The 11,315-nt window shown below is 69.8% G+C and carries 13 protein-coding genes and 2 pseudogenes; 10 read left to right on the top strand and 5 right to left on the bottom strand.

Annotated elements, in window-relative coordinates:
* Positions 1-93: 93 nt before the first annotated feature.
* Positions 94-222, top strand: a pseudogene (locus ACZ3IC_RS17680) (RNA-guided endonuclease TnpB family protein); the annotation flags it as partial.
* 84 nt (positions 223-306) lie between these two features.
* On the opposite strand, the gene ACZ3IC_RS17675 reads toward ACZ3IC_RS17680, so the two are convergent.
* Entirely contained in the window at positions 307-522 is a 216-nt protein-coding gene (locus ACZ3IC_RS17675) for a type II toxin-antitoxin system HicB family antitoxin (RefSeq protein ID WP_307620863.1), read from the bottom strand.
* Positions 523-1,086: 564 nt separating this feature from the next.
* On the opposite strand from ACZ3IC_RS17675, the gene ACZ3IC_RS17670 reads away from it, so the two are divergent.
* Positions 1,087-1,908: a serine hydrolase domain-containing protein gene (locus ACZ3IC_RS17670; protein WP_467417179.1), complete on the top strand. Its 822-nt coding sequence runs from the start codon at positions 1,087-1,089 to the stop codon at positions 1,906-1,908.
* On the opposite strand, the gene ACZ3IC_RS17665 is transcribed toward ACZ3IC_RS17670, so the two are convergent.
* Entirely contained in the window at positions 1,868-2,359 is a 492-nt protein-coding gene (locus tag ACZ3IC_RS17665) for an ATP-binding protein (protein ID WP_467417177.1), read from the bottom strand. The two genes, ACZ3IC_RS17670 and ACZ3IC_RS17665, sit on opposite strands and share 41 nt — an antisense overlap.
* Positions 2,360-2,444: 85 nt before the next feature.
* Between ACZ3IC_RS17665 and ACZ3IC_RS17660 the strand changes: the two are divergent.
* Both ACZ3IC_RS17660 and ACZ3IC_RS17655 read left to right on the top strand, forming a co-directional pair.
* Positions 2,445-3,269, top strand: a pseudogene (locus tag ACZ3IC_RS17660) (helix-turn-helix domain-containing protein).
* The gene (locus ACZ3IC_RS17655) at positions 3,253-3,519 is read left to right on the top strand and encodes a DUF397 domain-containing protein (protein ID WP_467417176.1); all 267 of its coding nucleotides are present in this window, start codon (positions 3,253-3,255) and stop codon (positions 3,517-3,519) included. Before ACZ3IC_RS17660 ends, ACZ3IC_RS17655 begins: the two are co-directional and overlap by 17 nt.
* Positions 3,520-3,607: 88 nt before the next feature.
* Here ACZ3IC_RS17655 and ACZ3IC_RS17650 read toward each other — a convergent pair whose 3' ends face one another.
* The gene (locus ACZ3IC_RS17650) at positions 3,608-4,276 is read right to left on the bottom strand and encodes a C39 family peptidase (protein WP_467417174.1); all 669 of its coding nucleotides are present in this window, start codon (positions 4,274-4,276) and stop codon (positions 3,608-3,610) included.
* Between the two features lie 182 nt (positions 4,277-4,458).
* Entirely contained in the window at positions 4,459-5,463 is a 1,005-nt protein-coding gene (locus tag ACZ3IC_RS17645; protein ID WP_467417173.1) for an ArsR/SmtB family transcription factor, read from the bottom strand.
* 360 nt (positions 5,464-5,823) lie between these two features.
* Here ACZ3IC_RS17645 and ACZ3IC_RS17640 point away from each other — a divergent pair, with 360 nt between their 5' ends.
* Positions 5,824-6,414, top strand: a complete 591-nt coding sequence (locus ACZ3IC_RS17640; RefSeq protein ID WP_467417171.1) for a GNAT family N-acetyltransferase — start codon at positions 5,824-5,826, stop codon at positions 6,412-6,414.
* A gap of 112 nt (positions 6,415-6,526) precedes the next feature.
* Positions 6,527-6,928: a hypothetical protein gene (locus ACZ3IC_RS17635; RefSeq protein ID WP_467417169.1), complete on the top strand. Its 402-nt coding sequence runs from the start codon at positions 6,527-6,529 to the stop codon at positions 6,926-6,928.
* A gap of 36 nt (positions 6,929-6,964) precedes the next feature.
* On the opposite strand, the gene ACZ3IC_RS17630 is transcribed toward ACZ3IC_RS17635, so the two are convergent.
* Entirely contained in the window at positions 6,965-7,621 is a 657-nt protein-coding gene (locus tag ACZ3IC_RS17630) for a pirin family protein (protein ID WP_467417167.1), read from the bottom strand.
* 146 nt (positions 7,622-7,767) lie between these two features.
* Here ACZ3IC_RS17630 and ACZ3IC_RS17625 point away from each other — a divergent pair, with 146 nt between their 5' ends.
* The 4 genes from ACZ3IC_RS17625 to ACZ3IC_RS17610 all read left to right on the top strand — a co-directional run bounded on the left by ACZ3IC_RS17625 (position 7,768) and on the right by ACZ3IC_RS17610 (position 11,298).
* The gene (locus tag ACZ3IC_RS17625; protein ID WP_467417165.1) at positions 7,768-8,967 is read left to right on the top strand and encodes a PucR family transcriptional regulator; all 1,200 of its coding nucleotides are present in this window, start codon (positions 7,768-7,770) and stop codon (positions 8,965-8,967) included.
* A gap of 89 nt (positions 8,968-9,056) precedes the next feature.
* A complete protein-coding gene (locus ACZ3IC_RS17620; protein ID WP_467417163.1) occupies positions 9,057-9,971 on the top strand; it encodes an ACP S-malonyltransferase in 915 nt (304 codons plus the stop codon).
* A gap of 13 nt (positions 9,972-9,984) precedes the next feature.
* A complete protein-coding gene (locus ACZ3IC_RS17615) occupies positions 9,985-10,986 on the top strand; it encodes a beta-ketoacyl-ACP synthase 3 (RefSeq protein ID WP_467417161.1) in 1,002 nt (333 codons plus the stop codon).
* Positions 10,987-11,049: 63 nt separating this feature from the next.
* Positions 11,050-11,298: an acyl carrier protein gene (locus tag ACZ3IC_RS17610; RefSeq protein WP_123470715.1), complete on the top strand. Its 249-nt coding sequence runs from the start codon at positions 11,050-11,052 to the stop codon at positions 11,296-11,298.
* Positions 11,299-11,315 lie beyond the last annotated feature (17 nt).

The following is an 11,315-nucleotide window of genomic DNA, read 5'->3' as shown; positions in this document are numbered from 1 at the left end:
AAGCCCCAGAGGCTTGCTTGAGCCGGATGCGGTGAAAGTCGCACGTCCGGTTCTGAGGGGGCCGGGGCGCAGCAATGCGCTCCGGCTACCCGACTGGCCGTGGAGGACCTGGCGGTCAACGGGCTCGCCCGCACACGTCTGGCCAAGTCCGTGCACGACGCGGGATGGGCGTCGTTCGTCGCGATGCTGGAGTACAAGGCCGCCCTGTACGGGCGGGTCTTCCGCGGGTGGAGATGTGCTCGAACCCGCCGCGTTCCAGGGCCTTGGCGATGGCCGCGCCAGACAGGCCCGTGGGGACAGCGGGGCTCATGCAACGCGCCGCACTTCGACAGGGGCGGTGATCACGTCGGTGACCTCGGGTGCGGGAGCGTCCTCGAAGTAGAGCTCCAGCGCCTCGCGCAGGTTCTCCAGGGATTCCTCAATGGTCTCGCCCTGGGAGGTGACCTCGACCTGGAGGCAGCGGGCCACGTACCACTCGCCCTCGTGAGTGATCGCGGCAGTCAGGTGCAGTGCGTCAGCCATGACGCCAGTCTGGCACGCACCACCTTCCCTGGGCAGCGGCTTTCCCTACGGTCACCCGTACTGGTACTCGCGTTGACCTGCCGGAAAGCCGCCCGCCAGGGCTGCGTCGCACCCAGCTCGCACACCGTCGCCGGCAAGCAGGGCCCGGCCGCTTGGTGGCCCGCTTCGACATCGGCGGCGGGCTCTACCTCTACGACAGCATCAACGCGACGGGCCAACAGCCCCGACCAGGTCAACCCTGGCCACCGCGTCCTGGTCGCCACCGGCCGGACCACAACGAACGTCCCTCTGTTCACCGCACCCCCCGACGCCACAAGAACGGCATATTCCATCTCTGAGGCACCACCCCTGGCACCGGAAGGCTCCGATACTTCTCCAACCAATTACACTCCGAGCGGCTACGGCCCGACCGCGACTGCCTCTGAAACCTTCACCGGCTACCAAGCCATCAGCTGACCTTTCGGTGACAAAGCAGTGTGCCCCCCGCCGCACGACGGCGGGGGGCACACTCACCCTCGTCGGGCGGCCGTCGGCTCGCCGACAGCGCCCGTTACGCTCGTACGCATGCAGAGCCTGGCGATGATCGACAACTGGCCCGTCCCCACCGCGGCGGCTGCCGTCGTACGAGCGGACGGCACCGTCGTCGGTACGCACGGCCCGACCGCGCACCGTTTCCCGCTCGCCTCCGTCACCAAGCCCGTCGCGGCATACGCGGCGCTCGTGGCGTACGAGGAGGGCGCGATCGAGCTCGACGAGCCGGCCGGGCCCGAGGGCTCCACCGTCCGGCATCTGCTCGCGCACACCAGCGGGCTCGCCTTCGACGAGCACCGGACGACGGCCGCGCCCGGCACCAGGCGGCTCTACTCCAACGCGGGCTTCGAGGTCCTCGGCGACCACATCGCCAAGGCCACCGACATCCCGTTCCCGGAGTACGTGCGCCAGGCCGTACTGGAGCCGCTCGGCATGACGTCTACGACGATGGACGGCTCGCCCGCCAAGGACGGCGTCTCGACCGTCGACGACCTCGTGCGGTTCGCGGCGGAGGCGCAGGCACCCCGGCTGCTCGACCCGCGCACTGTGCTCGCCGCGCAGACCGTCGTGCACCCCGGCCTGAAGGGCGTACTGCCGGGCTACGGCCACCAGAACCCCAACGACTGGGGACTCGGCTTCGAGATCCGGGACCACAAGTCGCCGCACTGGACGGGCAGTTCCTCGTCGCCCGCGACCTTCGGCCACTTCGGGCAGTCCGGGACGTTCCTGTGGATCGACCCGGCCGCGGGGGCCGCCTGCGTCGCGCTCACGGACCGGGCCTTCGGGCCGTGGGCGGTGGAGGCGTGGCCGCCGTTCACGGACGCGGTGCTCGCGGAGCTCCGCTCCGGCCGCTGAGCCACGGCTCGTCCGGCCGGTCCGCCGTCTTCCCGGACATGCACTCGAACCACACCGTCTTGCCAGTGCCGTCGGGGCGCGGTTCCGCGCCCCAGCGGTCGGTGACGGCGTCGACCAGGACCAATCCCCGGCCGCCCTCGTCGAGGGCATCACCCATGACCGCGCGCGGCAGTTCCGGACAGCCGTCCGCCACCTCAACGCGCACACCCCCGGCCGGAAGCAGGAAAATAAGCGTCTGGCAACGGCGGCCGGGGACGTGCCGCACGACATTGGCGATCAGCTCGGTGAGCGCCAGCTCGGCTGCGTCGGCCACGTCGAGGAGAGTCCAGGCAGTGAGGTAGAGGCGCAGGATGCGGCGCAGATGCCGGGCCGAGTGCTCGCCGATCGCGAAGTCGGCTCGGTAGGTCGCCTCCAGCAGATCGTCGGCCTGCGGATCGATTACGTGATTCATGTCACCAGAATGCAGCGACGTGATTACGCTCGGCTACGTACGGAAACGAACGCCGTGAGGCGTTGAACGCCGGAGGTGCCCCGCTGTGCCCAACATCCAGACCCTCGACCCCAGCGCTTCCCCGTTGGACTATTACGGCTGGGAGCTGCGGCGCCAGAGAGAGGCCCACAACCTCAGACAGGGGCAGCTCGGCGACATCATCTTCTGCACGGGTTCGCTGATCGGCCAGATCGAGACCACGAAGAAGGTCCCCACCCGGGACTTCTCCGAACGGGTGGACGCGGCGCTCGGCACGGACGGCGTGTTCTCGCGCCTCGTCGGCCTGGTCCTGCGCAGCCAGCTGCCGACCTGGTTCCAGCCGTACGCGGAGATGGAGGCTCGTGCAACGTACATCTCCACGTACCAGGCGCAGTTGGTGTACGGGCTGTTGCAGACGGAGGAGTACGCGCGGGCGCTGCTCGGTGTCGACCATCCGAGCAAGGTCGACGAGATGGTGGCGGCCCGGCTGGATCGCCAGCGGATCCTGAAGGGCGACATTCCGCCCGCATTGTAGGTCGTCCTGAGCGAAGCCGCGTTGCTCCAGGAAGTCGGCGGACGCGGTGTCATGCAGGCACAACTGGCACAGCTGTTGGACTACCGCGACGACCCCTGGGTGCAGATCCAGGTGCTTCCGTTCTCCGTCGGCCAGCACACGGGAATGATGGGGTCGTTCAACCTGCTCAGGTTCGAGGACGACCCCGACCTGTTCTACGTGGAGAGCTACGACCAGGGGCACATGACCGCCAATCCCCAGGTGATCAAGGAACGTTCGGTCGGCTACGCTCGCTTGCAAGCCACAGCCCTCTCCCCCGAGGATTCGGCGACACTGATCGCTCGTGTGATGGAGGAACGCTATGGAGACCAGCCATGAACTGGCCGAAGCACAGTGGCGGAAGTCGTCGTACAGCGGCACCAACGGCGGCGACTGCGTCGAGTGCACCGTCACCGGCGGCGCGGCCTGGCGCAAGTCCAGTTACAGCGGCAACACCGGCGGCGAATGCGTCGAGGTGGCCGACGGCCTGCCCTGCGCCGTCCCCGTCCGCGACAGCAAGAACCCGGACGGCCCCGTCCTGACCATCGGGGTCGACGCCTGGCAGAGCTTCGTGGACGGGCTCCGCTGACGTCACCGGAAGCCTTGCGACGGAGGGGGCTCGGGACGACCGGTGGTCGTCCCGAGCCCCTTCTGTTCCCCCGTGACCGGCTGCGGCGCTACGCCGAGTAGCCCCTCGACGCGATCCACGTCGCCAGCTTGGACGTGGTCATCGTGTACTTGTGGCCCTTGGACTTCGCGATGTCCTCGATGACCGCGCGGTCACCGCGCTTGGTGTAGCCGACCACGGTGAGGTAGTGGCCCTGGTTGTACGAGTGCTTCTTGCCAGCGGTGTCGTACGCCGTGCCGTAGACGTTGGCCACGACGGCGTACCCCTTGTTGATGTTGTCCTTGATGTCCTTCTTCAGACGCTTGACCTGGGCCGACGTGGCGTCGTTGCCCGGGATCCACTTGCTCTTGTAAGGGGAGCCCTTCAGGCGCTTGTTGAGGACCTTGGTCACCAGGCCAATGTTGTCGGTCTGCTGGCCGTTCTCCTCGACCTTCAGGTTCTTCGCCAGGGTCTTCTGGCTGACGATCTCGCCCCGCTGGGTCAGCGCGAGACGGGTGGCGGCCGGGCCGCAGTAGTAGAACGTCTTCTGCTGCTGGAACTTGTACGCCGACAGCGTCTTGCTGGTCGGGATCGCGCGGTCGGGCGTCCGGTACTGGGCCCCGGCGCTGCCCGCCGGGATGAGGATGCCGGCGGTGGCCAGCGCGGCGACCGCCGCGGCGGCGAGCCGTGCGCGGCGGCGCGAAGTGCTCAACCGACCCTCGGTGAATGTCGTTTCCATGGTTGGAATTCCTTCCCCCGTGCCGCGCCACCGACCTGAACGGCGGCGCAACGAGCGTGTGTTACTCGGTGCGGACACCGGGGCCACCTTTTGCCTGTCGTCGCCCCCGCGGCTGCCGTACCAGCATCGGGGCGGTGCGTGACCTACGACGACGGCTTTCGGACAGGGCCGAATTCCGCGGCTCAGGCGGGGTCCGGACGTTGCGGGTCGCCGTGCAGCAGAGCCGTTCCGAGCGGGGTGAGGCTGTGGATGACGCGCCCGCCCACCCGGTTGCCGTGGACGAGTCCGGCCTCCCGCAGTGCGCGGACGTGCTCGCTCGCCGAGGCTGCGGAGATGTGCAGCATGCGCGCCAACTCGCCGGTCGTGGCGGTGTTCTGAAGTGCGGTCAGCACACGTGCGCGGGTGCGGCCGAGAAGTCCCGCGAGCTGCCTCCGCCGCCGGTCCGCGCCGACCGGTGACACGTCGGGGCCCTCTGTCCGCGCGATCGGGTAGACGAGCACCTGCGGCAGGGTCGGGTCGGCCAGTGCGACCGGGCTGCTGTGGCAGAAGAAGGAGGGGATCAGGCAGAGGCCCCGGCCGTCGAGGTGGATGTCGCGGCCCTCGGGGTAGCGCACGTACAGCGTCGGAGGCCGCCAGTCCAGCGCGGGTCGCAGCGACTCCAGCAGCCCGGCAACGCCTCCGTCGCACAGGGCCCGCGCCCGCACCATCCGGTCGGCCTGGACCGTCGCGGCCACACGCGTCCAGTCCGGGCGGATGACGGTGTCGTGCACACGCCGGATGGCATCGGTCAGTTCGTCGAGATGGCTCCGCTCACCGGCGGCGAGGCCGGCGAACCAGCGTGGCAGGCGCCGGGTGCGCGCCGTGAGCGCCAACTCCTGGCGCAGTCGGGCCGACGGCGTGGCCCGCAGTGCGTCCAGCCCCGCCGACAGCCCGTGACCGCCTTCGGCAGGTGTCAGGAAGTCCGGGAAATAGCTCGCCGGTGGCGCCGCGGCGCCCACCAGCCGGGCCGGGCCGTCGGCGCCCTTGCGCTGGAGCTCCATACGGGCCTGCCGCCGCCACTCGCCGAAGGACCGCGGGCCGGTCTGCGACAGCAGTTGTACCCCGAGGATCGTCTCCCAGAGCGGGTCCGGACCCCGCGCGACCCAGACCTTCGCCAGGTCGGCGTCCGTGAAATGTAAACGCAGCATTTTTCCCCCGATTTGCCGTGATTCCACAGGGAGCAGTGATCCGAATAGACCGCTCTGTCCCCGTAGTTGAGGATTCCGGGGCCATCGCTCCCGGTTCCCGTAGCGGGCGTGAAAGCACTCACTCGGGGGATGGGGAGGTCCTCGCCGGGCCGGCGTCACCGGTGGGAATCGTGCAGGGGCGACCTGCGTCGCGCTCACTGGCCGGGCCTTCTGACCACGAGCAGGAGAGGTGTGGCCGCCGTTCACGGAATCGGTGCTGGCGGAGCTCGCGGCCTGAGGGACCGACGCCGCGGCACACGGTCGGCGGATGTCCGTCGACGCCCGTGTCCGCGGCCCGGGGAACCACTACTCTCCTCGTCCATGGCCGACCTAGTCCGCGCTACCGCCTCCGACGTCCCGGCGCTCGCCTCCGTACTCGCCAGCGCCTACGCCGAGGACCCCGTCTGGTCCTGGCTGATGCCGCACGACCGGGACCGGAGGCTACGGCTGCTGTTCACCGCGCATCTGGCGCAGCAGGTCCCGGCCGGCCGGGTGTGGACGGATCCGGACCGCACGGTGGCCGCGGTGTGGGCGGAGCCCGGGAAGTGGAAGCTGCCGGTGGGGTATCTGCTGCGCAACGCGGGCACGCTGCTGCGGGCGGGGCGGGCCCAACTGCCGCGGACTGGAATGAGGTTGCTCGCGCTGGAGCACCACCACCCGGCCGAACCCGCGCACTGGTACGTCGAGTACATCGGCACGCATGCGGACGCACGCGGCACGGGGCGCGGGTCGCGGGTGCTCGGAGGGCTGCTGGAGCAGGCGGACGCGGACGGGCGGCCGGTGTTCCTGGAGTCGAGCAACCGCCGCAATCTCACCTTCTACCGGCGGCACGGCTTCGCCGTGCACGAGGAGATGACGTTTTGGTCCGGGCCGCCCATGTGGTCGATGTGGCGCCGGGACGCGGACCGGTAGTTCGGGCCACCCGGCGAGCACCGGCGTCTCGGCTTCGTCGATGCCGAGTGGGACCGACCTGGGCCGACGAGCCGCGATGGGGCGTGTGCGGGCGCTGCTAGATTCGTCCGCCATGCGATCACGTGAGTACGACCTCGACTTCCGCGACCGGGCGACGCGGATACGGGCCTGGGGCATCGGTCTGCTGTCCCTCGCCGCGCTGCTGTGGGCCTGGTGCGCCGTACTGCTGCTGACGCCGTACGAGGTGGACAGGGAGCCCGACGACAAGTACCCCGCAGAGTGCCGGTCTCGGCTGTTCACCGAGTACGGCACGGCCAACCAAGGCTTGCAGCGCGGAGATTATTGCGCGGACGAACGCGACTGGCCCGAGGCGGTAGCCGTGCTCGGGCTGTCCCTGCCGGTGTCCATCGTCGGTGTGGCGCTCTTCACCAGCGGCAGTCTGAGCCGCCGGATGAGCGCCCACTCCCAGGCAATGCGCGAGCTGGACAAGTTCACCGACACCCCAAAGACGTAGCCCGCACGGCCGGACATCCCGGTCGCACCCCCGTTCTCAGCCGCCGAGCTCCCACAGCAGCACCTCGGCCGGCTCCGCCGCCACCAGCTCCAGCCCCTCCTCGCCGGTGATCCGCATCGAGTCGCCCGGCGACAGGTCCTCACCGGCCAGCCGCACGCCGCCGGCCACCACATGGACGTACACCCGCGCCGCGTCCGGCACCGCCGCCCGCTCCCCCGCGCCCAGTCGGCGCACGTGCAGCATCGCACCGGCTGCCGGGAGGGCGTACGGGGTGGCGTCGGTGAGGCCGGGGACGATCGTGTACGAGGGTTCGCCACCCGGTTCGAGCGGTGCCAGCCACATTTGAATGAACGTCAGCGGAACATCGCCGTCGTTGCGTTCGGCGTGGCGCACTCCGGCCGCGGCGCTGAGGTGCTGGAGGTCGCCGGGCCGAACGACCGTGGCGTGGCCGGTCGAGTCGCGGTGGGTAAGCTCCCCCTCGACGACCCAGGTGACGATCTCCGTGTGGCTGTGCGGGTGTTCGTCGAAGCCCGCACCCGGCGCCAGCCGTTCCTCGTTGCAGGCCAGGACCGCGCCGAAGCGCAGATTGTCCGGGTCGTAGAAGCTGCCGAACGAGAAGGCGTGCAGCGACTCGATGCCGGCCGCCTCGTTCCCGCCCCTGAAGCGGCCGTCGGAGCGCTGTACGGATATCACCCGTCCACGGTAGCCCGGAGCGGCGCCCTGCGGCCCCCGTGCCGCCGCCCGGCGGCACGGCCCGTGCCCAAGTCATCACCCGGCAGTACGACCCGCCACCGCCCCGGCTCTCCGAGCACGTCGTCCGATGAGGCAGTCTTGTGTTCGTGCCCCGACCCGATCCTGAGCAGCCCGCCGCCAACGACGCCCACCTTCATGCCGCGACCCTGAAACGCCTCGAACAGTCCTCCGGCCGACTGGCCGCCAACGCGATCGCCCGCATGGACGAGTCGCTGCCGTGGTACCGGGCGATGCCCCCGGAGAACCGGTCCTGGATCGGCCTGGTGGCCCAGGCCGGGATCGCGGCGTTCACCGAGTGGTTCCGGCATCCGGAGGCCCCGCAGGCCATCTCCACCGATGTGTTCGGTACGGCTCCGCGCGAGCTGACCCGGGCGATCACCCTGCGGCAGACCGTCGAGATGGTGCGTACGACGATCGAGGTCATGGAGGCCGCGATCGAGGAGGTCGCCGCGCCCGGCGACGAGTCGGTGCTGCGGGAGGCACTGCTCGTCTACGCACGCGAGATCGCGTTCGCGACCGCCCAGGTGTACGCGCAGGCCGCCGAGGCCCGCGGCGCCTGGGACGCCCGGCTGGAATCGCTCGTGGTGAACGCGGTGCTGTCCGGCGAGGCCGACGAGGGCGCCGTGTCACGCGCCGCGGCGCTCGGCTGGAACTCCCCCGAGCACGTCTGCGTGGTGCTCGGTACGGCGCCGGACGGCGACAGCGAGCTGACCGTGGAGGCGATCCGGCGGGCCGCCCGGCACGCGAAGCTCCAGGTCCTGACCGGGGTGCTCGGCAACCGGCTGGTCGTCATCGCGGGCGGCAGCGACAACCCGCTGCATGTCGCGAAGGCACTGATCGGTCCGTACGCGGCAGGTCCCGTCGTCGCCGGGCCCGTGGTGACCGACCTGCTGGCGGCCACCCGGTCCGCGCAGGCGGCGGCCGCCGGCCTCAAGGCGTGCGGCGCCTGGCAGGACGCCCCGCGACCGGTGCTGGCCGACGATCTGCTGCCGGAGCGCGCGATGGCGGGCGACCCTGCCGCACGGGACCAATTGGTGGAGGAGATCTACAGACCGCTGGAGGAAGCGGGTTCTGCACTCCTGGAGACGCTGAGTGTGTATCTGGAGCAGGCGAGCAGCTTGGAAGGCGCGGCCAGGATGCTCTTCGTCCACCCCAACACCGTGCGCTACCGGCTCCGACGTGTGACTGACGTCACCGGCTGGTCACCTTCTGATGTCCGCTCGGCGTTCACGCTCCGAATCGCCCTGATCCTGGGACGCTTGGCCGCCAGAGACCCCCAGTCCTAGACTTTTGTCGAACATCAACAATTCCCCATACGGTTCTTCGTCCCTGTCCCCACGGGCGCTACGGACCGTTCACAAGAGAGAGTGTGAGGGTGCTCGTACTCGTCGCTCCCGGCCAAGGCGCTCAGACGCCCGGCTTCCTGACTCCCTGGCTCGACCTCCCCGGTGCCGCTGACCGCATCGCCGGCTGGTCCGACGCCATCGGGCTCGACCTCGCCCACTACGGCACCGAGGCCGACGCGGAGGAGATCCGTGACACCGCTGTGGCGCAGCCGCTGCTGGTCGCCGCCGGTCTGCTGTCCGCCGCCGCGCTCGACGCGTCGCCCGACATCGTCGCAGGTCACAGCGTGGGTGAGATCACCGCAGCCGCTTTCGCCGGAGTCATCGGCGACGAGGCCGCGCTCCGTCTCGTACGCACCCGTGGGCTCGCCATGGCCGAAGCCGCCGCGGTCACCGAGACCGGCATGGCGGCGCTGCTCGGCGGCGACCCCGAGGTGACGGTCCCGCACCTGGAGAAGCTCGGTCTGACCCCGGCGAACGTCAACGGGGGCGGCCAGATCGTCGCCGCCGGCACCGCCGCGCAGATCACCGCGCTGACCGAGGACAAGCCCGAGGGCGTACGCCGCGTGGTGCCCCTCAAGGTCGCCGGTGCCTTCCACACGCACCACATGGCGCCCGCCGTCGACCGACTGCGTGAGGCCGCCCTGGAGTTGAAGATCGCCGACCCGGCCGTGGCGTATGTCTCGAACGCCGACGGGAAGCCCGTTGCCATCGGCGACGAGGTCATCTCGCGGCTGGTCGGCCAGGTGGCCAACCCGGTCCGCTGGGACCTGTGCATGGAGACCTTCAAGGAGATGGGCGTCACGGCTCTCATCGAGGCATGCCCCGGCGGCACCCTCACGGGTCTCGCCAAGCGCGCGCTGCCCGGTGTACAGACCCTCGCGCTCAAGACCCCCGACGACCTCGACGCGGCACGCGCGCTCATGCTTGAGCACGCAGGCGCCTAAGGAGCCCGAGAGCATGTCGAAGATCAAGCCCAGCAAGGGCGCCCCGTACGCGCGGATCATGGGTGTCGGCGGCTACCGCCCGACCCGTGTCGTGCCCAACGAGGTGATCCTCGAGACGATCGACTCGTCCGACGAGTGGATCCGCTCGCGCTCCGGTATCGCCACGCGCCACTGGGCCTCCGAGGAGGAGACCGTGGCCGCGATGTCCGTGGAGGCGTCCGGGAAGGCCATCGCCGACGCCGGGATCGCGCCCGAGCAGATCGGCGCCGTGATCGTCTCCACCGTCTCGCACTTCAAGCAGACCCCGGCCATCGCGACCGAGATCGCCCACAAGGTCGGTGCGGGCAAGCCCGCCGCCTTCGACATCTCGGCCGGCTGCGCGGGCTTCGGCTACGGACTGACCCTCGCCAAGGGCATGATCGTCGACGGGTCGGCGGAGTACGTTCTCGTCATCGGCGTGGAGCGACTCAGCGACCTCACCGACAAGGAGGACCGCGCGACGGCCTTCCTCTTCGGCGACGGCGCCGGTGCGGTCGTCGTCGGCCCCTCCAAGGTGCCGGCCATCGGCCCGACCGTCTGGGGCTCCGAGGGCGACAAGTCCGAGACCATCAAGCAGACCGTGGCGTGGGACGAGTTCCACGCCGAGCGTCCGGAGAAGTTCCCGGCCATCACGCAGGAGGGCCAGGCGGTCTTCCGCTGGGCCGTCTTCGAGATGGCGAAGGTCGCCCAGCAGGCGCTGGACGCGGCCGGGATCTCCCCGGAAGACCTGGACGTCTTCATTCCGCACCAGGCCAACATGCGGATCATCGACTCGATGGTGAAGACCCTGAAGCTGCCGGAGAATGTCACGGTCGCCCGTGATGTGGAGACCACCGGCAACACCTCCGCCGCCTCGATTCCGCTCGCTATGGAGCGGCTTCTGGCGACCGGTCAGGCGAAGAGCGGCGACACCGCGCTCGTCATCGGCTTCGGGGCGGGTCTCGTCTACGCCGCGACGGTCGTTACTCTCCCCTAGGCACACCAGGCCTTTCGGCCCGGACGTCCAAACCCTGCAGATAAACATCGAAGGAGCGCCAACATGGCCGCCACTCAGGAAGAGATCGTCACCGGTCTCGCCGAGATCGTCAACGAGATCGCCGGTATCCCGGTCGAGGACGTCCAGCTGGACAAGTCCTTCACCGACGACCTGGACGTCGACTCGCTGTCCATGGTCGAGGTCGTCGTCGCCGCCGAGGAGCGCTTCGACGTCAAGATCCCCGACGAGGACGTCAAGAACCTCAAGACGGTCGGCGACGCTGCCGAGTACATCCTCAAGCACCAGGCCTGATCAGGCCGGCTCTGTGT

The sequence above is a fragment of the Streptomyces sp. NPDC002958 genome (assembly GCF_055563255.1).
The sequence above is the reverse complement of the archived record's forward strand: the minus strand, read 5'-3'. Positions and strand labels throughout refer to the sequence as shown.

What these genes read in the sequence shown, in the direction of transcription:
- ACZ3IC_RS17640 (WP_467417171.1), top strand. Translation starts at nt 5,824, where the DNA reads ATGGCCGACCTAGTCCGCGCTACCGCCTCCGACGTCCCGGCGCTCGCC.
- ACZ3IC_RS17665 (WP_467417177.1), bottom strand. Translation starts at nt 2,359, where the DNA reads ATGAATCACGTAATCGATCCGCAGGCCGACGATCTGCTGGAGGCGACC.
- ACZ3IC_RS17670 (WP_467417179.1), top strand. Translation starts at nt 1,087, where the DNA reads ATGCAGAGCCTGGCGATGATCGACAACTGGCCCGTCCCCACCGCGGCG.
- ACZ3IC_RS17615 (WP_467417161.1), top strand. Translation starts at nt 9,985, where the DNA reads ATGTCGAAGATCAAGCCCAGCAAGGGCGCCCCGTACGCGCGGATCATG.
- ACZ3IC_RS17635 (WP_467417169.1), top strand. Translation starts at nt 6,527, where the DNA reads ATGCGATCACGTGAGTACGACCTCGACTTCCGCGACCGGGCGACGCGG.
- ACZ3IC_RS17675 (WP_307620863.1), bottom strand. Translation starts at nt 522, where the DNA reads ATGGCTGACGCACTGCACCTGACTGCCGCGATCACTCACGAGGGCGAG.
- ACZ3IC_RS17645 (WP_467417173.1), bottom strand. Translation starts at nt 5,463, where the DNA reads ATGCTGCGTTTACATTTCACGGACGCCGACCTGGCGAAGGTCTGGGTC.
- ACZ3IC_RS17655 (WP_467417176.1), top strand. Translation starts at nt 3,253, where the DNA reads ATGGAGACCAGCCATGAACTGGCCGAAGCACAGTGGCGGAAGTCGTCG.
- ACZ3IC_RS17610 (WP_123470715.1), top strand. Translation starts at nt 11,050, where the DNA reads ATGGCCGCCACTCAGGAAGAGATCGTCACCGGTCTCGCCGAGATCGTC.
- ACZ3IC_RS17650 (WP_467417174.1), bottom strand. Translation starts at nt 4,276, where the DNA reads ATGGAAACGACATTCACCGAGGGTCGGTTGAGCACTTCGCGCCGCCGC.